Origin of the sequence: Natronoarchaeum sp. GCM10025703 (assembly GCF_042661985.1) — an archaeon.
GTDB lineage: Archaea > Halobacteriota > Halobacteria > Halobacteriales > Natronoarchaeaceae > Natranaeroarchaeum.
On record NZ_JBHSZF010000001.1, the window covers coordinates 116,449 to 139,687 of the forward strand.

The 23,239-nt window shown below is 62.7% G+C and carries 16 protein-coding genes, 1 tRNA gene, 1 other RNA gene and 7 pseudogenes; 19 read left to right on the forward strand and 6 right to left on the reverse strand.

What is annotated here, in order from left to right; genetic code table 11:
* The first annotated feature begins 1 nt into the window (after position 1).
* From ACFQH2_RS00650 to ACFQH2_RS00665, 4 genes and pseudogenes are all read left to right on the forward strand, one after another.
* On the forward strand, positions 2–286 hold the full coding sequence (locus tag ACFQH2_RS00650) for a DUF7536 family protein (protein ID WP_377055847.1): 285 nt from the start codon (positions 2–4) through the stop codon (positions 284–286).
* 153 nt (positions 287–439) lie between these two features.
* Positions 440–1,577 (forward strand): annotated as a pseudogene (gene citZ, locus ACFQH2_RS00655) (citrate synthase).
* A gap of 131 nt (positions 1,578–1,708) precedes the next feature.
* The gene (locus ACFQH2_RS00660; RefSeq protein ID WP_377055851.1) at positions 1,709–2,545 is read left to right on the forward strand and encodes a class I SAM-dependent methyltransferase; all 837 of its coding nucleotides are present in this window, start codon (positions 1,709–1,711) and stop codon (positions 2,543–2,545) included.
* 76 nt (positions 2,546–2,621) lie between these two features.
* Positions 2,622–3,248, forward strand: a complete 627-nt coding sequence (locus tag ACFQH2_RS00665; RefSeq protein ID WP_377055853.1) for a class I SAM-dependent methyltransferase — start codon at positions 2,622–2,624, stop codon at positions 3,246–3,248.
* Between the two features lie 14 nt (positions 3,249–3,262).
* Here the strand turns inward: ACFQH2_RS00665 and ACFQH2_RS00670 are convergent, their stop codons facing one another.
* Both ACFQH2_RS00670 and ACFQH2_RS00675 read right to left on the reverse strand, forming a co-directional pair.
* Positions 3,263–4,399: a stage II sporulation protein M gene (locus ACFQH2_RS00670; protein ID WP_377076334.1), complete on the reverse strand. Its 1,137-nt coding sequence runs from the start codon at positions 4,397–4,399 to the stop codon at positions 3,263–3,265.
* 68 nt (positions 4,400–4,467) lie between these two features.
* Positions 4,468–4,806: a hypothetical protein gene (locus ACFQH2_RS00675; RefSeq protein WP_377076335.1), complete on the reverse strand. Its 339-nt coding sequence runs from the start codon at positions 4,804–4,806 to the stop codon at positions 4,468–4,470.
* Positions 4,807–5,102: 296 nt separating this feature from the next.
* Between ACFQH2_RS00675 and ilvA the strand changes: the two are divergent.
* Positions 5,103–6,313, forward strand: a pseudogene (ilvA, locus tag ACFQH2_RS00680) (threonine ammonia-lyase).
* Here ilvA and ACFQH2_RS00685 read toward each other — a convergent pair.
* A complete protein-coding gene (locus ACFQH2_RS00685) occupies positions 6,289–6,636 on the reverse strand; it encodes a hypothetical protein (protein WP_377055859.1) in 348 nt (115 codons plus the stop codon). The pseudogene ilvA and the gene ACFQH2_RS00685 overlap by 25 nt on opposite strands.
* Positions 6,637–6,725: 89 nt before the next feature.
* On the opposite strand from ACFQH2_RS00685, the pseudogene ACFQH2_RS00690 reads away from it, so the two are divergent.
* The 7 genes and pseudogenes from ACFQH2_RS00690 to ACFQH2_RS00720 all read left to right on the forward strand — a co-directional run bounded on the left by ACFQH2_RS00690 (position 6,726) and on the right by ACFQH2_RS00720 (position 12,493).
* Positions 6,726–7,105: pseudogene (locus ACFQH2_RS00690) on the forward strand (Rid family detoxifying hydrolase).
* Complete coding sequence (locus ACFQH2_RS00695) at positions 7,102–7,308, forward strand: hypothetical protein (RefSeq protein WP_377055863.1); 207 nt, start codon at positions 7,102–7,104, stop codon at positions 7,306–7,308. Before ACFQH2_RS00690 ends, ACFQH2_RS00695 begins: the two are co-directional and overlap by 4 nt.
* A gap of 27 nt (positions 7,309–7,335) precedes the next feature.
* Positions 7,336–7,417: transfer RNA gene (locus ACFQH2_RS00700), tRNA-Ser, on the forward strand.
* Between the two features lie 170 nt (positions 7,418–7,587).
* Positions 7,588–7,866: pseudogene (locus ACFQH2_RS00705) on the forward strand (hypothetical protein).
* 281 nt (positions 7,867–8,147) lie between these two features.
* A complete protein-coding gene (thsB, locus tag ACFQH2_RS00710) occupies positions 8,148–9,803 on the forward strand; it encodes a thermosome subunit beta (RefSeq protein ID WP_377057124.1) in 1,656 nt (551 codons plus the stop codon).
* Positions 9,804–10,159: 356 nt separating this feature from the next.
* Positions 10,160–11,686: an alkaline phosphatase family protein gene (locus tag ACFQH2_RS00715; RefSeq protein WP_377055867.1), complete on the forward strand. Its 1,527-nt coding sequence runs from the start codon at positions 10,160–10,162 to the stop codon at positions 11,684–11,686.
* Positions 11,687–11,768: 82 nt separating this feature from the next.
* A pseudogene (locus ACFQH2_RS00720) lies at positions 11,769–12,493 on the forward strand (class I SAM-dependent methyltransferase).
* 4 nt (positions 12,494–12,497) lie between these two features.
* Here the strand turns inward: ACFQH2_RS00720 and lrp are convergent.
* Positions 12,498–12,959, reverse strand: a complete 462-nt coding sequence (gene lrp / locus ACFQH2_RS00725; protein ID WP_377055871.1) for an HTH-type transcriptional regulator Lrp — start codon at positions 12,957–12,959, stop codon at positions 12,498–12,500.
* A 127-nt stretch (positions 12,960–13,086) separates the two neighbouring features.
* Here lrp and glnA point away from each other — a divergent pair, with 127 nt between their 5' ends.
* Both glnA and rnpB read left to right on the forward strand, forming a co-directional pair.
* Positions 13,087–14,442, forward strand: a complete 1,356-nt coding sequence (gene glnA, locus ACFQH2_RS00730) for a type I glutamate--ammonia ligase (RefSeq protein WP_377055873.1) — start codon at positions 13,087–13,089, stop codon at positions 14,440–14,442.
* 113 nt (positions 14,443–14,555) lie between these two features.
* An RNA gene (gene rnpB, locus ACFQH2_RS00735) (RNase P RNA component) lies at positions 14,556–14,941 on the forward strand.
* A gap of 28 nt (positions 14,942–14,969) precedes the next feature.
* Here rnpB and ACFQH2_RS00740 read toward each other — a convergent pair.
* The gene (locus ACFQH2_RS00740) at positions 14,970–16,013 is read right to left on the reverse strand and encodes a hypothetical protein (protein WP_377076336.1); all 1,044 of its coding nucleotides are present in this window, start codon (positions 16,011–16,013) and stop codon (positions 14,970–14,972) included.
* 390 nt (positions 16,014–16,403) lie between these two features.
* Here ACFQH2_RS00740 and uvrA point away from each other — a divergent pair.
* From uvrA to ACFQH2_RS00760, 4 genes and pseudogenes are all read left to right on the forward strand, one after another.
* Positions 16,404–19,366 (forward strand): annotated as a pseudogene (gene uvrA, locus ACFQH2_RS00745) (excinuclease ABC subunit UvrA).
* Between the two features lie 128 nt (positions 19,367–19,494).
* Positions 19,495–19,908: a hypothetical protein gene (locus ACFQH2_RS00750; protein ID WP_377076337.1), complete on the forward strand. Its 414-nt coding sequence runs from the start codon at positions 19,495–19,497 to the stop codon at positions 19,906–19,908.
* Positions 19,905–20,153, forward strand: coding sequence for a hypothetical protein (locus ACFQH2_RS00755; protein WP_377076338.1), 249 nt, complete (start codon positions 19,905–19,907; stop codon positions 20,151–20,153). The genes ACFQH2_RS00750 and ACFQH2_RS00755 overlap by 4 nt, the downstream gene beginning before the upstream one ends.
* 93 nt (positions 20,154–20,246) lie before the next feature.
* Positions 20,247–21,235 (forward strand): annotated as a pseudogene (locus ACFQH2_RS00760) (WD40/YVTN/BNR-like repeat-containing protein).
* 550 nt (positions 21,236–21,785) lie between these two features.
* Here the strand turns inward: ACFQH2_RS00760 and ACFQH2_RS00765 are convergent.
* Positions 21,786–21,983, reverse strand: coding sequence for a hypothetical protein (locus ACFQH2_RS00765; protein WP_377055883.1), 198 nt, complete (start codon positions 21,981–21,983; stop codon positions 21,786–21,788).
* Between the two features lie 85 nt (positions 21,984–22,068).
* Here ACFQH2_RS00765 and gfo6 point away from each other — a divergent pair, with 85 nt between their 5' ends.
* Positions 22,069–23,151, forward strand: coding sequence for a D-xylose 1-dehydrogenase Gfo6 (gfo6, locus tag ACFQH2_RS00770; RefSeq protein ID WP_377055885.1), 1,083 nt, complete (start codon positions 22,069–22,071; stop codon positions 23,149–23,151).
* Positions 23,152–23,239 lie beyond the last annotated feature (88 nt).

Genomic DNA, 23,239 nt, shown 5'->3' on the forward strand with positions numbered 1-23,239 from the left:
CGTGTCTCAGGAACCGATAGAAAGCGCCGATACCGGCCCCGATCACGACGGGACCAAACGGTTCGCGGCCGCGCTGGGCGTCGGACGTAACGCCAAACTCTCGGTCGCAGCGAGTTTCGTCCTGTCGATACTGCTGTACGTGGCCTTCGTCATCGCGCCGGCCCAGACAACGCACAATCCGCTGCTGTACGCCGGTCTCACCGCAGTGATCTGGTTCGCGCTATCGCTGACGCTGACGCTGGTGTTGACTGCGTACTCCGCCTGGAGACTCGTCCGGAGCGAGTAGGTGCCGAGTCGGTTCCATTCCCAGTTAGCTACACGTTACACCGTTGAAAATCCCATATTCGACGGTGTCGAGCAGTCATTTCTTCGACGAAGAGCAGAAACTATCAGGGACAAACGGCAATGTTTTTCCCCTACGGTCTGAAAGCGTATGGGTATGTCAGACGAGGTCAAAAAGGGCAGAGGGCGTCCTCGTCGCGGAATCAGAACTCAGCAATATCGACGGCGACGTCGGGAAACTGATCTACCGCGGCTACGCCATCGAAGATCTGTCGCGTGACGCGAGCTACGAAGAAGTCCTGTATCTGCTCTGGCACGGACATCTTCCGGATCGCGACGAACTCGCCGACTTCGAGGCGACGATGGCCGAGGAGCGATCGGTCGACGACGGCGTCATCGACGTCGTCAGCGAACTCGCCGAACAGGACGAGGATCCAATGGCCGCGTTCCGGACGGTTGTCTCCATGCTGTCGGCGTACGACCCCGAGGAGAGTGGCTACGACGCCGAGGACGGCGACGCGCTCCTCCGGAAAGGTCGACGCATCACGGCGAAGATGCCGACCGTGCTGGCGGCGTTCAGCCGGATTCGTGACGGCGAGGAGCCGATCGAGCCACGGACGGATCTCGATCACGCCGAGAACTTCCTCTACATGCTAAACGGCGAGGAGCCCGACGAGGTCCTCGCGGAGACGTTCGACATGGCGCTCGTGCTACACGCCGATCACGGCCTGAACGCCTCGACGTTCTCCGCGATGGTGACCGCGAGCACGCTCGCTGACGTCCACAGCGCCGTCACCAGCGCCATCGGAACGCTCTCGGGCGGCCTTCACGGCGGCGCGAACCAGAACGTGATGCGGATGCTCAAAGAGGTCGACGCCGCAGAGAAGGACCCGGTCGATTGGGTCATCCAGGCGCTGGACGAGGGGCGACGCGTCCCCGGCTTCGGCCACCGCGTCTACGACGTCAAGGACCCACGCGCGAAGATCCTCGGCGAGAAATCCGGGGAACTCGGCGAGGCCGCCGGCGACACCAGATGGTACGAGATGAGCGTCGCCATCGAGGAGTACATGGCCGAGAACAAGGGGATCGCCCCGAACGTCGACTTCTACTCCGCGACGACCTACTACCAGATGGGCATCCCGCTCGATCTGTACACCCCCATCTTCGCGATGAGCCGCGTCGGTGGCTGGGTCGGCCACGTTGTCGAGTATCTCGACGAGAACCGCCTCATTCGCCCGCGAGCACGCTACACTGGCCCCGAAGACCAGACGTTCACGCCGCTCGACGAGCGGTAGACGTCACGCGGCGCGGCGTCTTTCCCGTTCAGTCTACGCGACGCCGAGAGCCCTCTTTGCTGTCCCCTCGGCCGTCACGACCACCTCGGTCGACAGGTACGTTTACAATCGTTCCACACCGGCGTAGCAGTATGCAGCAGCCGACTGATGGCCCCCAGCAGTTCTACGACGAGTACGGACACGACGAGTGGGACCGCCTCGAAACCGGCATCGACGGTCGGTTGGAGTTCGAGGAGACGATCAGCGCGCTCGAAGCGGGCCTCCCCGAGTCGGGCCACGTTCTCGACGCCGGGTGTGGTGCCGGCCGGTATGCGGTCTGGCTGGCCGAGCGGGGCTACGAGGTCATCGCACTCGACCTCAGCCAGCGGCAGGTCGAGATGGCGCGTCGCCACGCGGCCGAGCGCGGTGTCGAGTCCAAGGTGTCGGTCTTCCAGGGCTCGATTACGGATCTCCCGCTACCGGCGGATCGGTTCGACGCGACCTGCTGTCTCGGCGGGGCGCTCTCTCACGTACTCGATGATGGCGAGCGGGTGCGCGCAGTCGAAGAACTGCGCCGGATCACGGCGCCGGAAGCGCCGCTGTTCGTCTCCGTGATGGGACTGCTCGGCGCGGTACAGCTATACGCGCTGAGCGGGTCGTATCTCGAAGCGCTCCCGGAACTGCTCGAACACGGCGACTACGACGCGGAGTTACTCGAGAAGCACGGCTACGAGATGGTGTTCACCGATACCCATTTCTTCCGTAGAGAGGAGTTTGCCGGGCTACTCACCGATGCCGGAGTATCGGTGGGCGAGGTGGTCGGTCTGGAGGGACTCGGTTCCCCGTTTCACGACGCCGACCTTCGGGACGTCCTCGCCGACCGGAGCGAGTCCGAGCGGGCGGCGCTCGAACGAGCCATCGGGATGACCAACGAGGACCCGGCGGTTGCAGACATCTCCGTCCACATGCTCGCTATCGGACAGGCGTGACCCGAAGTCAGAACTTCACGAACGGCAACCCGTCGACCGTGCCAAGACTGAAATATCTCTCCGGAAAACGACAGGTATGAACGACCGGCGTGCCGTCCGAGATGCGTACGACGAGATGGCGGACGACTACTTCGAGCAGTATACCGAGGCGGTGCGCGAGGAGGCGCTTCCCGAACCTGTCGAGCGGTTCTGCGAGGGTCTCGGCGGCGACGAACGCGTGCTCTCCGCTGGCTGTGGCGCCGGTGATGCCCCGCTTGCCGCGGCGGGCGAGAGCGGCGTCGGGCTGGATTTCTCTCGCGAGCAACTGTCGCTGGCACGAACGGGTGTCGCAGGCGGACTCGTACAGGGCGACATGACTGCGCTACCGTTCGCCGACGACTCGTTCGACGCTCTCGCTGCGCTTTACTCGCTGATTCACGTCCCGCTCGAAGAGCACCGGGCCGTCATCGAGGAGTTCGAGCGGGTCCTTCGGCCGGGCGGAGAGCTACTCCTCACCGAGGGCGGCGTCGAATGGAGCGGCTCGAACCCTGACTGGCTGGACAGCGGTACGGAGATGCGCTGGTCGATGGCCGGTACCGAGGCGACGCGCGAGGATCTGCAGGCGTTCGGCTTCGAGGTGCAGGGCGTGTGGGACGTTCGAGATCCGACGACAGAAGAGGGGACGAAACCGTTCTTCCTGGCGACGCTACCGGAGAGCCAGTAGTCGCGACATCCTGTTCAGAGGCCGATCAGGCCGGAGTAGTACGGGCTAACGAACGCCTCGATCAGACCGGCGACGGCAAAAAGGAGCAGGAGGCCGACGAGGACGTGATAGGCCCGCTCGATATCGCCAGTGATCGCTTCGCGGCTGTACCGACCACGGGCGAGTCGGAGCGTCGACCGCCCGAGATAGAGGCCGAGCGCACCCGCGATCAGCAGTGATGGAATCTCGATGATGCCGTGGGGGACGACGAAGGCGATCAGTTCGATGGTGTTGGTCTCGAACCGGGCAATCGCGCCGAGGAAGAAGCCGTTGTAAAACAGCGTGACGATCGTCGGGATGCCCGCGGCAAGCCCCGAGTACGCCTGTGCGACGCCGACCTGCCAGTTGTTCGCGGTGAGATTGATCGCTTCGACCGGCGGGAACCAGCCGACGAGGCGGTTCGTGATAGAGGCCTGCAGGACGGGATCGAGTCGAGCGCTGAACAGCCAGCCAGCGTAACCGCTCACGACGAAGATTGCGGTACTCGCGACGTGATAGGTCGGGGTCGAGCGGACGAAGGTAGTGAGTTCGGCCCAGCCACGTCGGAGCGCCGCGACGAACCGCGCGCCGAGGCCGCGCTCGCGGGGACGCGGGACGAGCGTGTGCTCGGTTCGCTCGCTGGCGAACAGCCACGTCTTGACGAAATCCAGCAGGGGGATCACGGCCAGGGAACTGACCAGCGCCGCCAGCGTCGGCGTCCCGATAAACTGGAACAGGCCGGTGAGCGTCGACGTTGCGACCCCGACCGCGATCAGCAGGACGACGTACAGTCCGGTCGTCAACAGGTTGTTCCGGACGAACCCGAGGTTCCGTCTGACGGCAGCGAACACGCCCACGTCCTCGACGACGACCGCCTGTGGGGCGAAGAGAAACGCCACCCAGATAAACAGGATCAGTGGCAGCCAGACGAGTGCTGCGAGAAGGCCGACCAGGACGCCAGTCGCCTCGCTAACCAGGACCCACGCCGCCGCTACACTCCCGATCAGGACGCCGGTAAGGACGGCCATGAGACCGATTTCGAGGAGTGCGAGGCCGACGAACCGCCGGTAGTCCCGTGCGATACCGTCGACGCCAGCCCGCAGTCCCGGTCGGTTGCGGAGGACGGCATACACCGCGTGGACCTGGCCAGTGCTGACGACGGCGTTGATCAGGAACAGGGCGAGGGCCAGCGAGACGATAGTTAGCGCGCCAACAGCAGTAGCTCCGGCGTCAGAGCATTCTCGGCCGCGGTCGCCAGTGCATCGGTGGACTGGCCGTCGATCATCGTCTGGCCGTTCTGCTGGTCGGGCCCCATTCCTGGACCGTCGATCGAGAACGGCCCGAGCGTCTCTACCTCCGTGAGGATCGGTTCGAGCGTGTTCTGGGAGAGCATCACCAGATAGCCACTGAGGATTCCGACGAGCATGACCGTCTGCGCGATTGCCGGCGTCGCCAGCCCAAGCAAGTAGTACGGCAGTATATCGGAGGGTTGAGACCGGTACCCGCGGTAGGCCGCTCGGACGGCATCGTCGATACTCATACTAACATTTCAGTTTGCTAGCCCTTTTACTGTTAGCTCTCGGTGAGTCACTCCGAAGGGGGAATAGAGGATGATGCACGGCGCGTGTGACGTGCAATCCAGTAGAGGTAGTGGATACATCATAAACCCCAGCCCTCCGGAGTGGAAGTGAAACCGCAGTACAGCGGCGTAGTGAAAATATCGTCAGACGGCTGTTCGACAGGCGTCGTATGCCGATCCGGGCAGGAGCTGCCCGGCGGACTGACCTGCGCCGGTGGTCAACAGATCCTTTAATGGGTCCGTTCGTACGGGGCGGTATGATCGATGCCGACGACGTGCTCGCGGCCCGCGACCGGGTTCGAGAGACGTCCCGCCACACACCCCTGGAGTACTCGCACACTTTTTCGGAGATGACCGGCGCGGACGTCCACCTGAAACTGGAGACGTTCCAGCGGACCGGGGCGTTCAAGATCCGCGGCGCGACGAACAGGATCGCGACGCTGAGTGACGCGGAGCGCGAGGCCGGTGTCGTCACCGCAAGCGCCGGCAATCACGCACAGGGCGTCGCGCTCGCGGCGAGTCGTGCCGGCGTCGACAGCAAGATCGTGATGCCCGAGCACGCCCCGATCTCGAAGGTGAAAGCGACCAGAAACTACGGGGCGGAGGTCGTTCTACAGGGCGTCGACTACAGCGAAGCGGCGGAGCACGCCCACGAGATCGAGGCCGAGGAGGGGCGGACCTACGTCCACGCCTTTGACGATCCGATGATCATGGCCGGACAGGGGACGATCGGTCTCGAAATCGTCGACGACCTCCCCGAGGTCGAGACCGTGATCGTCCCGATCGGTGGCGGTGGCCTGATCTCCGGGATCGCCACCGCCCTCAAGGGCTACGACTCCGATATTCGCGTGATCGGCGTGCAGGCCGAGGGGGCCGCAAGCGTCGCACAGTCCCTGCAGAAAGGCGAGATTTACGAGCGCGAGAGCGTCGATACGATCGCCGACGGCATCGCCACCAGACGGGTCGGCGATCGGACCTTCGACGTGATCGAAGAGCGCGTCGACGAGGTCGTCACTGTCGACGACTCGGAAATCGCCGTCGCACTGACCTACCTCCTGGAGCGATCCAAGACGCTGGTCGAGGGGGCCGGCGCAGTGACGCTCGCCGCGTTGCTCAACGAGCGCTTCGAGTTCGAAGAGGACGAAACCATCGTCCCCTGCCTCTGTGGCGGGAACATCGATCTGAACACACTTACGACCGTCATCATGCGCGGACTGGTCGAGACCGGCCGGTACGTCAGGCTCCGGACGGTGCTCAAGGACCGCCCAGGCGCACTGGACGACCTTATCGACGTGATCGCCGCCCAGCAGGCCAACATCTACGCGATCCAGCACGACCGGACCTCGCGGGATATCGGCATGAACGCCGCCGAGGTCGAACTGGACCTGGAGACACGGGGGAAGAGCACGTTGCCACGCTCATCGCAGGGATGGAAGAGCGGGACTACGAGGTCGAGTTGCTCTCCTGAGACGGCGACTCGACCGCATCCAGGACGATCCGATCGCTGAAACCGCCACGCTCGCTGGCTTTCTCCTCGCGGATCGTCTCTATGTGCTCGAACTCGACGTCCCGATGGCGACAGATGGCCCGGATGACTTCGAGTACGTCTGCAAGTTCGTCGAGATCGCCGCTCTCGCGGAACTCCGCGGTTTCCTCACCGAGCTTGTCCGCGAGGCGCTCTCCGTACTCTACGTCGTCGGCGACGTGAACGATCGGCGTCTCGCCGCTCTTGTGGATGATCTCCGGGATCTCATCGCGCACCAGTTTGTCGTACTCGCGTCCGTCGGTCATCGGGTGGCGGTTTCTCCCGGTCTTGGTAAGTCGTTTCGGCAACCGACAGGACCGGCCGTTTTTTGTCGACGCCGCCCGACCACTCGCGCATGAAACGCATCGTCAGCACCGACGCCGCGCCGGCCGCAGTCGGCGCGTACAGTCAGGCGACCACGAACGGCGACTTGCTCTTTACCGCGGGACAGATCCCGCTCACCCCGGACGGGGAACTGCTCGACGACGAACTGATCGACGTCCAGACCGAGCAGGCCCTGGACAACCTCGTCGCGGTACTGAAGAAGACGGTCTCGGGCCCGAAGACGTCCTGAAGGTGACCGTCTTCCTCGACGACATCGACGACTTCGACGCGATGAACGATACGTACGCATCTTACTTCGAGTCGAAGCCACCGGCCCGGAGCGCCGTCGGCGTCGAGAAGCTACCGAAGGGTGTCGGCGTGGAAGTCGAGGCCATCGCAACCCAGCCGTGAGGCCGCGCGTCAAGTCGAGTCTGCTGTGGGGCGTCGTCGGGGCACTCTCGTTTCTCGTCCTGCAGAACGGTTACGTGTTGCTGGGCGGCGATTCGGTCCCGCTGTGGGGCGTTGCCACCCTGACGGCGCTGGTCGGCGTCGTCTCGGCAGTGACGACCTACTACGGCGAAGGCTGGTGGTTGAGTCGGAAAGAAAATGCTTAAACACGGGACGGGATTACCTTCAGGTGAGCCAGGATGGCCGAATGGTAAGGCGCACGCCTGGAAAGCGTGTTCCCTTTCGGGATTCAGGGTTCAAATCCCTGTCCTGGCGTATTTTGTCACGAACAACTCGTGAGTGGCAAATACCCGATTGAAGGGATTTGAACCACGGAAATCCGAGCGTAAGCGAGGATTTGCATCGGGTTCAACTCCCTGTCCAGAAACTCCCCCGCAGAACCACACCCCCGAAACCTTCTTTCGACGTCCCGCCCTCCTCCCGTTATGTCACCGACCGTCGACGAGCTTCTGAAACGAGATTCGGGTAGAGACAGGCAGGTACGAGCGCGTCGAGTCGACGGCGTTCACCAAAGAGGCACTGGCCGCGATCTGTGAGGCAGTCGACTACGAGATTGACACTGGAACGCTGCCGCCGAAGTCGGAGATGCGGGCGGGAATCCTCTGGTCGATCGGCGAACTCGACGAGAACGATCCGGAGGAAGCGACGCGACCGCTGCGGAAAGCGGAGCAGAAGCCGTCGCGAAGGCGCTCCGAGAAGCGTAAAGCCCAGCATTAGGTTTCGATTTCGCAGCAGCGAGCAGGGCCCGGATACCGACGAACGAGGGGTATCCGTGGCGAACGAGAGCTGGTATATAAATATTTGTTTCTGGTAGCTAGCCACAGAAAGACATACGAGAGACGAAGATCGAGTTCGATCGCGCCTGACGCCCTCTAAACACCGAATAGCGAATTTTAATCGGCGACAGGGACGGAAGCGTTGGCGGTAAAATAGACAGATTTATATAGAATCGCAATCAATCCATCGTCTGTACATGAGTCAGCGAATGCAGCAAGGTCAGCCGATGATCGTAATGAGCGAGGACGCCCAGCGCGTTCAGGACCGGGACGCGCAGGACTACAACATCTCCGCTGCCCGTGCCGTGGCGGAGTCAGTCCGCTCGACCCTCGGCCCGAAAGGGATGGACAAGATGCTCGTCGACTCGATGGGATCGGTCACCATCACCAACGACGGCGTCACCATCCTCAAGGAGATGGACATCGACAACCCGACAGCCGAGATGATCATCGAAGTCGCCGAGACACAGGAGGACGAAGCGGGCGACGGCACGACGACCGCCGTCTCGGTCGCCGGCGAACTACTCAAGAACGCCGAGGATCTCCTCGAACAGGACATCCACCCGACGGCGATCATCAAAGGCTTCCACCTCGCGAGCGACCAGGCCCGACAGGAAGTCGGCGATATCTCCGGTGACGTCGACCCCGACGACGAGGATCTGCTCCGCTCGGTCGCCGAAACGTCGATGACCGGTAAAGGCGCTGAACTCAACAAGGAACATCTCTCCCAGCTTATCGTCGACGCCGTCCGAAAGGTCACCGTCGAGGACGACGATGGCGGCCACGTCGTCGATCTGGAGTTCCTCAACACCGAGACTCAGACCGGTCACTCCTCGAGCGATTCCGACCTGCTCGAGGGCGCAGTGATCAGCAAAGATCCCGTCCACGACAACATGCCGAGCGAGGTCGAGGACGCCGAGATCATGCTGCTGGACAGCCCGGTCGAGGTCGACGAGACCGACGCCGACACCGAGGTCAGCGTCACCGATCCGAGCCAGCTCCAGCAGTTCCTCGACCGCGAGGAGGACGAAATAAAGGCGAAAGTCGATGCTATCGTCGACTCCGGTGCCGATGTCGTCTTCTGTCAGAAGGGTATTGACGACCTGGCACAGCACTATCTCGCCAAGGAGGGCATCCTCGCCGTCCGACGCGCGAAGAAGTCCGACATCGAGTTCCTCAAGGAGGTCCTCGGCGCGAACATCGTCTCCGATCTCACCGCTGTCAACGCCACGGACCTCGGCCACGGCGACGTTACCCGTGACGACGCCGACGACCTGTTCTACGTCTCCGGCGACGGCCACGGTGTGACACTGCTGATCCGCGGCTCGACCGAGCACGTCGTCGACGAACTCGAACGCGGCATCAACGACGCACTCGAGGTCGTCGCACAGACCGTCTCCGACGGCCGCGTGGTCGCCGGCGGCGGCGCAATCGAAGTCGAAGTCGCGCGACGTCTCCGCGACTACGCAGACAGCGTTTCCGGACGCGAACAGCTTGCGGTCGAGGCGTTCGCCGACGCGCTCGAACTCGTCCCCCGCGTACTCGCTGGCAACGCCGGACTCGACTCCATCGACACGCTCGTCGACCTCCGTGCCGCCCACGAGGGCGGTGACAAGCGCGCCGGACTGAACGTCTTCTCCGGCGACATCGTCGACACCTACGATGCTGGCGTCGTCGAACCCGCACACGCCAAAGAGCAGGCACTCACCTCCGCCACCGAGGCGGCGAACCTCGTGCTCAAGATCGACGACATCATCTCCGCTGGCGAACTGTCGACCGACAAGGGCGGCGACGAGGCTGGCGGCCCTGGCGGCGCACCCGGCGGCATGGGCGGCATGGGTGGCGGCATGGGCGGCATGATGTAAGCGTGGTTTGAACCGAGTGAAAACCACGGAAATGCGAGCGGCGTCCGCGTGAACAGTTCGGTGGCATAAGCCCATCTTACCGATTTCCGTCCCAATCGCGGCTTCGTTCCCGATCCGTTCGTTCTCGACCGAAGAAGAGTACAGTATCCATCAGCGGACAGGTCCGCCTGTCTCCTTTGTGAGTCCGACAGATAGTAAGGGAGTATACGAACGTTTCGTCGGTCGAGAGTCGATCCGGGGATTCGTGGAAACCGCTGGAGGGCAGCGTAAAAGCCAGGGATATTCCGGGCAGGATATCTCTTACCGCTCTGAACGATCTTGCGGTATTTTTCTGACTGCCCACTCGAACACATCCTATGCCGAGAACCATAGTCGTGGGTCTCGACGGGGCGAACTACGAACTCGTCGAGAAGTATATCGACGATGGGGAGTTGCCGAATTTTGGGCGGATCCTATCAGAAGGGACGACGGGCGACCTCGAATCGGTTCTACCGCCCGTGACGTCACCCAACTGGAAGTCATACTCGACCGGAAAGAACCCGGGGAAGATCGGCATCTTCTGGTGGTTAAACGTCGATACCGAGAACAATCGGGTGTATCTACCGAGCGAGCGATATCACGAGAACACGGAGTTCTGGGAGATCATCGGCCGCTCCGAGCCAGTGGGCGTCATGGGGATGCCGACGACGTTCCCCCCGAAATCGGTCGACACGTCGGACTCGTTCGTCGTCGCGGGCGCTCCGGACGCGAGCAACTCCGGATTCGCCTGGCCACCGGCAGTCGAGGAGGAACTCGTCGACCGGTTCGATTACCGGGTATCCCGGATCAATCGATCCGAGGACGAAGACGAGGCCGCATACGAGGAGGAACTCGATCTGATCGATCAGCGCTTTCGGGCCGCAAAGCACCTGTTCGCGGAGCACGACGTCTCGTTCCTGCAGGTGACGACGTTCTACATCAACTCCCTGCATCATCACCTGTGGGACAGTGAGTACACTCGCCGTGGCTGGAAGATCATCGACGAGCATCTCGGCGATTTCCTCGACGAAGGCCACGATATCGTGTTGATGAGCGACCACGGACACAACGAAATTCACACCGTGTTCCGTGTCAACACCTGGCTCCAAGAGCAGGGGTATCTGCGCTTCGACAATCAGGTCGCCGATGCGCTCCGCACCGTCGGAGTCAACTCGGATCGGATCAACCGACTGGTATCGGCGGTCGATCAACGCCTCACCGGTATCCACGTAAAGGATACCCTCGAACGGCTGACTCCCCAGTGGGTTATCAACAACCTCGCTGACGAGGAAGGACGGATGGGGCGGAACAAACTGCAAAACGCCGACTGGGAGCATACCGACGTCGTCGGTAGCGCACAGGGCCCGCTGTATCTGAACGTCACGAGCGAGGAACGCTACGAGTCGCTGCGGGCCGAACTGATCGAACGGCTCGAATCCCTGACCGATCCCGCCGGCCGGCCGATAGCGCGGGAAGTGTTCCGTGGCGAGAAACTGTTCCACGGCAAGTACGCCGACGAGGCACCGGATCTTATGATCGATCAGGCATCGAACGTGCATATCTCGGATAAACTCGGGTACGACTCGGCGTTCAGCGACACGGACGAGGACTGGAACGGCGTCAACACCCGCTCAGGACTGTTTGCGGCAATCGGTCCCTCGTTCGGTACTGGCGACATCGGAACGCTGTCGATTCTCGACCTCGCGCCGACGCTTCTGCATCTTCGCGGCCACGCCGTCCCGCCGGATATGGACGGGGTCGTACGAGAGGACGTTTTCGCGCCGGATTCCGCTGCGGGGACGCGAGAGGTCGAGTATCGGAACGCTGCGCACCCGGTTCGGGGCGACGGCTCACGGTCGGGATGAGGACGCGTATGGCGGACATGATGGCAATTGACCAGCCGTAGCGAGGCTATCGTTTATATAACATCGAGACGACAGTATGGCCATGCCGGATCCTTTCGGGCACGCGATTTACGACCATTATCACGAACGGCGATCGGAGCCACTCGTTCAGCGGGATGGCGAAGAGACCCTCGATCATCCGATCGAGCAGTTCTATTTCGACGAGTACGAGGCGAGTGACGATCCGTGGCTGGAGTCGTGGCTCGACGGGCCCCTGCTGGACATGGGGGCCGGTGCTGGCAAACACGCGCTGTACTTTCAGCAGCGCTTCGACACGGTCGGCATCGAGATCAGTGAACCGCTCGTCGAGACGATGCGCGACCGGGGCGTCGAAGACGTGCGACTCGCCGACATGTTCTCGCTCCGGGAGACGTTCGACCGCGACCGCTTTTCCGCCGCGCAGCGCACGGGACCCAACTCGGCCTCGTACGATCGATGGATGGACTCCGGTCGTTTCTCGGCGACCTCGCTCACGTGACGCGGCACGACGCGACTGCAGTGGTCGACAGCTACGATCCGGGCCACGAGGCTACGTCGGAACTACTCGGCTACAGGGACGATCCAACGCCTGGACTCGCCTTCCGTGTGATGTCGTTCGAGTACGACGGCGAGACCGGAGCGACGCTGCTGTTCAGGCTGTTCAGTCCCGATCGAGTGCGCGAGGCGACGACCGGCACCTCCTGGACCCTCGTCGACGTCGCGCGGGACGACCCGGACAGCGCTCACTACCGGATCGCACTCGAAAAAACGGCCGCCGTCGACGGCTGAGGCGTTACTCTTCTTTGAGGTCGAGTTCGAACTGGTCGTTCTCGCTGGTGGCGTTGAGGACGACGCTCGTGTTCGACTCGCGGATGTCGGGATCAGTGAGCAGTGTCTTGATCTGCTCGTTCATACCGTCGGTGTCCTCGAACTTGCCGATCGCGATGATGTCGTAGCCGCCCGTGACCTCGTAGACGCTGATCATCTGTTTCTCCTGTTCGAGGCGCTCCGTGATGTCGGGGAGCGCGTTCCCCTCGACTTTGAGCTGGAGGATTGCAGTGACGTCGTAATCGAGTTCGCCGTAGTTGATCTTCGGCGTGTACCCCTCGATAACGCCACCTTCTTCTAGATCGCTGAGGTGATTCGAGACTGTAGTGACCGAGACGTCGAGCTCCTCGGCGAGGCTTCTGAGACTGGCCCGGCCGTCTCCGAGCAGTGCATTCACTAGTTTTGCATCCAGATTTTCGTACGTCATTATACCCACCAATCCACTCCAGCCATTATAATTTTACGAATATCCAGTTTCAGAGCGAGCACGGTAGAATTGCGCAGAACAGTAGGGCTTTAATACTGGCTATCCACTCATCTACTGACGACAAAACATGACAAGTGGAAGCCTCACATCGGAGGAACAAGCGGTACTCGACGAGATAGAAGAGAAAGACGTCGATTTCCTGCGGCTGCAGTTTACCGACATCCTTGGTACAGTCAAAAACGTCGCCGTGCCCGCGCGGCAGGCGGAGAAAGCGTTCACCGAGGGGATCTACTTCGACGGCTCCTCGATCGAAGGGTTCGTCCGCATTCAGGAGTCCGACATGCGGCTCAAACCCGATCCGGAGACGTTCGCCGTTCTGCCGTGGAGAACGGACGATCAGGCCGCCGCAGGCCGAATGATCTGTGACGTCATCAACACCTCGACGGGCGAACCGTTCGAGGGCGACCCACGCTACGTCCTCAAGCAGGCCATCGACCGCGCCAACGAGATGGGCTACACGGTCAACGCCGCCCCCGAACCGGAGTTCTTCCTGTTCGAGGAGGACGAGGACGGCTACGCGACGACGAAAACCGCCGACCACGGCGGTTACTTCGACCTCGCACCGAAGGACCTCGCGAGCGACGTGCGCCGCGACATCATCTATGGCCTCGAGAGCATGGGCTTCGAGATCGAAGCCAGCCACCACGAGGTCGCAGAGGGGCAACACGAGATCAACTTCGAGTACGACGACGCGCTGTCGACCGCCGACAACGTCGGGACGTTCCGAACGGTCGTTCGCGCCATCGCGGCCCAGCACGACCAGCACGCGACGTTCATGCCCAAGCCGATCCCGAAGATCAACGGCTCCGGGATGCACACGCACATCTCGCTGATGACCGACGACGGCGAGAACGTGTTCCACGACGAGAGCGACGAGTTCGATCTCTCTGACACCGCGCACTCGTTCCTCGCGGGCATCCTCGAACACGCGCCAGCGATCACGGCTGTCACCAACCCGACAGTGAACAGCTACAAGCGTCTCGTCCCGGGCTACGAGGCACCCGTCTACGTCGCCTGGTCGGACCGCAACCGCTCGGCCCTCATCCGCAAACCGGCTGCACGCGTCCCAGCCGCCTCTCGTATCGAGGCGCGCTTCCCCGACCCGTCCTGTAACCCGTACCTCGCGCTGGCCGCGCTCATCACGGCCGGTCTCGAAGGGATCGAGCAGGACCTCGACGCGCCGGATCCAGTCCGCGAGAACATCTACGAGTTCGACGAGCAGAAACGCGAAGAATACGGCATCGACACGCTGCCGTCGAACCTTGGTGAGGCCGTCGACGCCCTCGAAGAGGACGAAGTCATCCTCGGCGGGCTCGGCGACCACATCAGCGAGAAGTTCGTCGAAGCGAAGAGCCAGGAGTTCGAGGAGTACCTCGTCGACGTCTCTCAGTGGGAGATCGACCGGTACCTCGAAACGTACTGAATCGACGACCTCGCGACGAACAGCACGCTGATCGCTTTTTATTTTTTACAGTCGATAGCGTCCGCGCCGGGCACCGCGACAGGCTTAAACACAACAGTCCTCTACAGTAATGTGGTAGAGAGAGCCCGGCCTCCGCGTGTTTCACGTGAGGAAAGTCCCCCCACCGTCTTGGCAGGTGACGGGGCGCAAGCCCTGGGCGGGAAACCGTCGGCTCTGGAACAGAAACGACACGTCTCGACCCGATCGATGAGGTGCGCGAACTCCGACCGATAGAAAGTGAGGAGGAGATAACCCACCGAGAGTAGGGAGGCCCATCGGGCCTCCTATTAGGCGAACGGCGCAGGCCGCTCGCAGACGGTCGAGGATCGATGGAACGGCGAATCCCCACCGGTGCAAGTCGACGCCGTCGATGCGAGAGCATCGAACGGTAGCCAGGACACAGGCGTCGATGCTCAGCCGAATGCCGGGCAGAACAGAAGGGGGCTTACTCCTCTCTGCCGAATTCTACGTCACTAGCCGCCGGTTCGTCAATCCTCGTCAGTTGTCCCGAACCGACGGGAGAGCGCATACGCCGTCGAGATGCCGACCACCGAACCGATGGCCGAAAAGCCGGGCAGCGAGTCGTCGTCCTGGTCGGCGACGGAGTACTCGGCACCGATGGGAGCGGCACCGGACTCGGCAAGCCGTCCGGCCGAGACCAGCCACCCCTGTGACTGCGTCCCGTCGAACTCGGAGGTCTGGCCCGTCGTGATGTAGCCGTCGTCGACTGACAGGAGCGACCCGAACGAGCCCCTGCCCTCGCCACTGTACGACTCGGAGGCGATCAGGGCTCCGTCGGCGTTGATCGCCGCGAGCCATCCCTCGTCGAGTCGGCGGCCCGCCAGGACACAACCGCCGTCCGAGCGGATGACCAGATCGTGACAGGCCGATTCGACGTCGTTGACCCAGCGCCACTGCTCGGTGCCGTCCTCATCGGTTTTGATCACGACGGCCCGGAAGATGTGCGAGGAGTCACCGGTCCGGCCGCCGAGGAGATATCCGCCGTCGTCGGTGGGGACGACGGCATGGGCGAGCGAGTATGCACCCTCGATATCGTACAGTTCCTCCCAGTCTACCTCACCGTTCTCGTCGGTTCGAGCGAGTAAGACCTGCGAATCGTCTTTCCTGTCGGTCGATCCGGCGAGTAGATAGCCACCGTCGACCGGGACCACGTCGTAGCAGATGTTGGTCGTGGCGCTCTCCCCGAAAGTCCGCAGCCACCGTTGGTCCCCTTCGTCGTCGATCGAGACGAGAATGATCTTGGTTCCCTGCGTCGAGTAGGATCGGGCGTGGCCGGCCAGAACGTAGCCGTCAGCCACTCGCGTCGCGGCGTTCGCCGAGACGTGCCAGGAACGGGCGTACTCCGATCCCCAGTTGAGCACCCCGTCAGATCCGAGTGATAGCGCAGTGGCGTTCGGTTCGTCGGTGAGATGCGTCGTGACGTCTCCGCCCGCGAGACAGCCGCCGTCGGGCCCCGTAACGACCGAGTACAGGGGGCTTCGTCGCCCGGCCGATTGTCGACGAACTCCCACTCCGCCCCGCCGGTCTCGTCGACGCGCTGGACCCAGCCGTGACGCGTGCCGCCGGGAAAGCCGACCGATCCGGCGAGATAGTAGCCGCCGTCGACCGGCGAGATGGCATTGCATTCGACGTCCTGTGCTGAACGGTCGTAGGTCTCGCTCCACCGCATTGCGCCGGGGGACTCCTGCAGGGACGATCCTCCACCGACGCCTGCGGCAACCGAGGCGGACAACGCAGTCCCCGTCACAGTGAGTCCACCGAGCAGTCGACGGCGAGTAAGTCGACGGTCGGGGAGCGATTGCTTCATGGTAGTTGATCGTGGGAAGCCGGGGGTAAAGATCTACCTGCCGAGGAACCGGAACCGACGGGTATACACGGATCCGGTCCGTACTCCGGCCAGAATGAGCAAGGACTACATCGAGGTCCGAGGAGCCGAGGAGAACAACCTCAAGGACCTCGACGTCGAGATTCCACGCGAGCAGTTCACCGTCGTCACCGGGCTCTCGGGCTCGGGAAAGTCCTCGCTCGCGTTCGATACCGTCTACGCGGAAGGACAACGCCGCTACATCGAGAGCCTGTCTGCCTACGCACGGAACTTCCTCGGGCAGATGGACAAGCCACAGGTCGAGACGGTCGAGGGGCTTTCGCCCGCGATCTCGATCGACCAGAAGAACGCGGCGAACAACCCCCGATCGACGGTCGGGACCGTCACCGAGTTACACGACTACCTGCGCCTGCTGTACGCCCGCGTCGGGACGCCACACTGTCCGGAGTGTGGCAGAGAGGTCGGCGAGCAGAGCGCCCAGAACATGGTGTCGCGCCTGCTGGATCTCCCCGAAGGGACGAAGGCGAAACTCGCCGCGCCGGTCGTCCGCGACCAGAAAGGTGCCTTCGAGGAGTTGTTCGACGAACTCGTCGGCGAGGGGTACTCCCGCGTCGAGGTCGACGGCGAGGAGTACGACCTGACACTCGACAAACCCGATCTCGACGAGAACTTCGACCATACGGTCGACGTGATCGTCGACCGCGTGAAGATCGCACCAGATGCTCGCTCGCGGATCGCCGACTCCGTCGAGACCGCACTGGAGGAGGCAGATGGCGTGCTGAAGGTCATCCTTCCGAACCCGCCCGACGAGATCGATGTCGGCGCAACCGCGCGGTCGACCGGCGATCTGGGAACGGGCGGCGAGAAGGACGATACCGCCGAGGAACGCCGCGTCGTCGAGTTCTCGGAGGAGTTGGCCTGCACTGAGTGCGGGATCGATCTCCCCGAAATCGAGACGCGTTCGTTCTCGTTCAACTCCCCACACGGGGCCTGCCCGGAGTGTGAGGGGATCGGCGAGACCAAGGAGGTCAGCGAGGAACTGGTCGTACAGGACACCGCGAAGCCGCTGAAACACGTCTTCGAGGCGTGGAGCTACAACCGCTCGTACTACCAGACCCGCCTCGATGCCGTCGCGGCACACTTCGACGTCTCGCTGTCGACACCGTTCGAGGAGCTTCCAGCAGCAGTCCGGCAGGCGTTCCTCTACGGGACGAGCGAGGAAGTGCTGTTCAAACGCCGGACGAAAAACGGCACTCGACAGAAACGAAAACGGTTCGAGGGGGTCATTCCGAACCTCGAACGGCGATACGTCGAGACGGATAGCGAGGGCACCCGCGACCACATCGAGAAGTACATGTCCGTCACCGAGTGCCCGGCGTGTGAGGGCACCCGGCTCAAGGACGCCTCACGGGCGGTGCTCGTCGACGACACCGCAATCACGGAGGCCAACCGGATGAGCATCGGCGACGCGCTCGCGCACTTCGAGGAGATGGAGGCAGACATGTCCGACCGCGACCGAAAGATCGCCGAGGAGATCCTCAAGGAGATCCGCGCACGGCTTGGCTTCATGTGCGAGGTCGGCCTGGAGTATCTGACGCTCGACCGGGAGGCGTCGACGCTCTCGGGCGGCGAGAGCCAGCGGATCCGGCTGGCGACCCAGATCGGCTCCGGCCTGGTCGGCGTGCTCTACGTGCTCGACGAGCCGTCGATCGGCCTCCACCAGCGGGACAACGACCGGCTACTGAACACCCTCGAAGAGCTTCGGGATCTGGGCAACACCCTGCTCGTCGTCGAACACGACGAGGAGACGATGCACCGGGCCGACAGCGTCATCGACCTCGGCCCCGGCCCCGGCAAGCGCGGCGGCGAGGTCGTCGCACAGGGCGACGTCGAGGCGGTCATGGCGGCCGACGAATCGATCACGGGCGACTATCTCGCGGGCAGGACGAAGATACCAGTCCCCGACGAGCGACGCGACCCCGACAGCCACCTCACCATCGAAGGGGCACGGCAGCACAACCTCGACGATCTGACGTCGACCTGCCGATCGGCTGTTTCACTGCGATCACCGGCGTCTCAGGCTCCGGGAAGTCGACGCTGATGCACGAGGTGCTGTACAAGGGACTGGCTCGCGAGATGAACGACAACACGAGCGTCGATCCCGGCGATCACGACGCGATATCCGGTCTCGAAGGTATCGAGACGGTCCGGCTCATCGACCAGAGCCCGATCGGTCGGACGCCGCGGTCGAACCCCGCGACCTACACGAGCGTTTTCGATCACATCCGCGAACTGTTCGCCCAGACCGAACTCTCGAAGCGTCGGGGCTACGAGAGAGGGCGGTTCTCGTTCAACGTCAAGGGCGGCCGTTGCGAGGAGTGTGGTGGGCAGGGGACCGTCAAGATCGACATGAACTTCCTCTCGGACGTCTACGTCCCCTGCGAGGAGTGCAACGGTGCGCGCTACAACGACGAGACCCTCGACGTCGAGTACAAGGGCAAGACGATCGCCGACGTGCTGGACATGTCCGTCGAGGAGGCCTACGACTTCTTCAGACACGACTCGCGGATCGAGCGCCGTCTCAAACTGTTAAAAGACGTGGGCCTCGACTACATGAAACTCGGCCAGCCCTCGACGACGCTCTCGGGTGGCGAGGCCCAGCGCATCAAACTCGCCGAGGAACTTGGCAAAAAACAGACCGGCGAGACGCTGTATCTGCTCGACGAGCCGACGACCGGACTCCACTCGGCCGACGAGCGAAAACTCATCGACGTTCTCCAGCGGCTGACCGACAACGGCAACACCGTCGTCGTCGTCGAGCACGAACTCGATCTGGTGAAAAACGCCGACAACGTCGTCGACCTCGGTCCGGAGGGTGGCGAGAACGGCGGTCGGATCGTCGCGATGGGGACGCCAGAGGCCGTCGCCCGGAACGACGACTCACACACGGGTCGCTACCTGCGCGACCTGCTACCGGACGTCGATCTTGACGGGCCACGATCGGATCGCGAGATCGCCGCGGCAGCGTCAGACGACTGAGGCGAGCGGGATACCGTCCCACCGGTACGAGGAGCAGCTTCCATTGTTCGATTCTGTACATGTCAGGTTGTTCAACGATAGTAACGGTTAGCCAAAGGTATTTGCGGATAGTCTACCAACTACGTTCCATGACTCCACTCGAAATCGGGCTGATAGCAGTGGGGATCGTCCTCGCGTTCGCGGGCGCTGCGCTGTTCAAATACACCGTCACTCTCGTCGGGTTCCTTTCGGGAGCCGCTGCCGGCTACTTCATCGCAGGCTACCTCGCTCTGGAGCCACTGATGCTGGCCGGCGCTGCACTCGTCGCCGGAATCGTCGGCGTCTTCCTCGCGTTTTCCCTCATCACGACCGTCGCGACAATTCCGGGGTTCCTGCTCGGTTCCTACGTCGCCGCGACGACCGTCGGCCTCTCCGGGTCCTCGCTGGGCGTCGAGTCCGTCGGGATCACGATGTTCGGCGGCATCGTCGGTGCGGCGGCCGCGGGACTGCTGTTCAAAAAGGTCCTGCCGATTCTGATGGCCTTCGTCGGGGGGCACTGGTGACCCAGGCGTGGACCATCGACGCGTTCACCGAGGCGGCCACGGAGCTCGATCCCTCGCCGGTGTTGTTCGATCCGACGCCGACGTTCCTCGCGGTCGTCGTCCTCGGGACCCTCAGCCAGTACGGCCTCGTGAAACTGGGCTGGGCGAAGAAACTCACAGTCCCGCTGAGTATACTGTGGGCACGGCTCCGCGGCGCTGACGAACCCGTCGACGAACCTGCGGAGCCCGAGCCGAGTAGCGACTAACCCCCATCGCGGGAGTGAACCGGTTGGATGCAGGAGATTCCGGTCGAGCCGTTGTACCGAACGATTATCACGGCCCGACACCGAGAAGAGGATATGCGCATCTACGCGGCGATGCGGGATCGACTTTTCTGCGTTCGGACAGGGATATCCCGGACGAGTGAACAGCTGTCCGGGCACAAGATAGAGTGTGTCACTGCCAACGAGGAGCACGCGTTCTGCGGGACGTTCGACGCCGGACTGTTCCGAACCGGCGATGGCGAGTCCTGGGAGCGGATCGGTGGGGACGTGCTGCCGGACGCAGTGACCGCAGTGGCGCTCTCGTCACACGACCCGGCGGAGCTCTGGGTCGGAACCGAGCCGAGCCGGGTGTTCCAGTCCACCGACGCCGGCGAAAGCTGGGACGAGGTCGACGGCCTGTCGGAGCTTCCTCGGCCGACGAATGGTCGTTCCCGCCGCGACCGAACACCCATCATGTTCGCTGGATCGAACAGGATCCGAACGACGCCGATCGAGTGTACGTCGGGATCGAGGCCGGCGCACTGCTGGTGAGCCGTGACGGCGGAGCGACCTGGACCGACCGGCCCGAAGGCGCGCGGCTGGACAATCACCAGCTGGCCACACATGCCGATGCGCCCGGCCGGGTGTACGCCGCCGCCGACGGCTACGCCGAGTCGGACGACGGAGGTGCCTCGTGGAACCATCCACAGGACGGGCTACACCACCGATACGTCTGGAGCGTCGCCACCGATCCGGGCGATCCGGATACCGTACTCGTCTCCGCGGCGAAAGGGGCGAGATCGGCGCACAGAAGCCCCGAATCCTACGTCTACCGGCGTCGTGGAGATGGCGAGTGGTCCCGGATCGGCGAGGCAGCCACCGCTGGAAGCGGACTCCCGACCGGCGAGGCCGTCTATCGCTACGTGCTGACGGCGGGGGAGCGAACCGGCGAGTTCTACGCGCTATCGAACACCGGACTGTTCCGGTCGAGAGACGCCGGATCGAATTGGAGCAGGATCACGATGGAGTGGCCGGACGCCTGTGAGGAGATGACGGCGAGGGGACTGTCCGTCACCGCGGAGTAGGGCGAACAGGCGGCGGGAACACGAGCGGAGCGACGTGCCGCACACTTCTGAGGCAGTCCTCGACGACGGAGACCGTCACGGATCGCTCCGGGGCAGTTGTCAGCGCACGAGTGGGGTCGCCGCCCGATTCGATATAAACCTGCGTACCCGACAGTGCCGAGTAGCTGCGGTATAGCAATTATATAAGAATAAGTTTATATATAGATTTTGTATAAGAATGCGAGAGCCGATTTTCGGGATATGTATCCTATAGACGGAGAGTAAGCTGTTAACATCGTTTTTATCTTGTATGGTGTGCTTTACGGGCTCATAATGACATTTGATTCCGAGCAGTTACAATCGGGAAATCATAGCGAGTATACCTGTAGTTTGGAAGATATAAGAGCAATTTAGGCGTTGTAACCAGTCTAAAATGTTGTTTGAACTAATTTCTCCGGCAGGGATGCAGTAGACCGTCTACGAAGACGATAAATATATTATTTTCTATACTTTAAGAGTATTTCCAGTATTTATATAATTCTGTAGCCTTGTCGACGTGCGCACCACGTACTCACTCGCCGTGTGCGATGCGGCCGGCGTCGAGGACGCTTTCGACTGGCTTGCGACAGACTGGGCAGTGAACCGTGACACCACCGTCGTCCCACTCCTCGACCAGAACGGCGTCGAGTTCCGCCCCGCATTTCGGGCACACTACCGGTCCTGCCCCGGGATACTCACACAGTTTGCAGTCCATGTCCTCTGGCTCCATGGGAGAGCGGTATCGGGACTCGAACGTAAAACTACGGATCCGCCAGTCAGTTTTAACTGCCGGTAGTGAGAGTGTACGGCTGGACATGGAGCTTGAGTCGATACTCGACCGGGGCTGTAGCCGTGACTGGCAGACGATCGATCCCGACACAGCCGACCCCGTCCGGTTCGCCGTGATCGGGATCGGCTGGTTCACCCGCGAACGGGCCTTACCCGCCCTGCTCGACAGCGATAGTTGCACTCCGACGGTGACCGTCAGCAGCACCACGGAGAAGGCAGAACGTGTCGCGGGGGAGTTCACGACAGTCGAGCGCGGGATCAGCTACGACGAGTTCCACGACGGTGCCGCCACCGACCTGTACGACGCCGTCTACATCTGCACTCCCAACGCCCTGCATCTCACCTACACCGAGACGGCGGCGAAGTACGGAAAAGCCGTGCTCTGTGAGAAGCCGATGGAGCGTGACGCCGAACGGTCTCGGACGATGATCGACGTCTGCGAGGATGCCGGCGTCCCGCTAATGATCGGCTACCGCATGCACACCGAGCCAGCAGTGCGGCGAATGCGCGAGGTAATCGACGCGGGGCTGATCGGCGATCCGGTCGAGGTGTACGGCTCGATGAGCCAGCGGATGCTCGAACACGTCAATCCGGATCCGGAGCAGTGGCGACTGGACGAGGAACTCGCAGGCGGCGGCGCGCTGTTCGATATCGGACTCTATCCGCTGAATACGACCCGGTTCGTCCTCGGCGAGGATCCGGTGGCCGCCACCGGCCGGACGCGGAGTTCTCACGGGGCGTTCGACGAGGTCGACGAGAGCGTCACCTGCACGCTGGAGTTCCCCAACGACGTCTACGCGACCTGTGCGGCGAGCCACAACGCGCGCCAGTCCAGCACGCTACGGATCACCGGTACTGATGGCTACGTGGCCGTCGAACCGGCGTTTTTCCAGAATCAGACGCGCGCGCTGCACGTCTCGCGAGGCGACGGGCGACTCTCGGTCGAGCTAGAGAAAGTCGATCAGATGCGCGAGGAGTTCGATTACTTCGCCGACCGACTGCGGTTGGACGCAACGATCCACCCCGATGGGGAGCACGGCCTGACCGACGTCGAGACGATGGAAGCGATCTATCGGGCCGCCGACCGCCGCGAGTGGGTCGATCTCTGAGACGAGGCGTCAATATTCTCTGCAATGAGTAGAGCAAAGTGCTGCTCCCGTATTTTCCCTGTATGGGCGAGCACCCGGAGTCCGATAG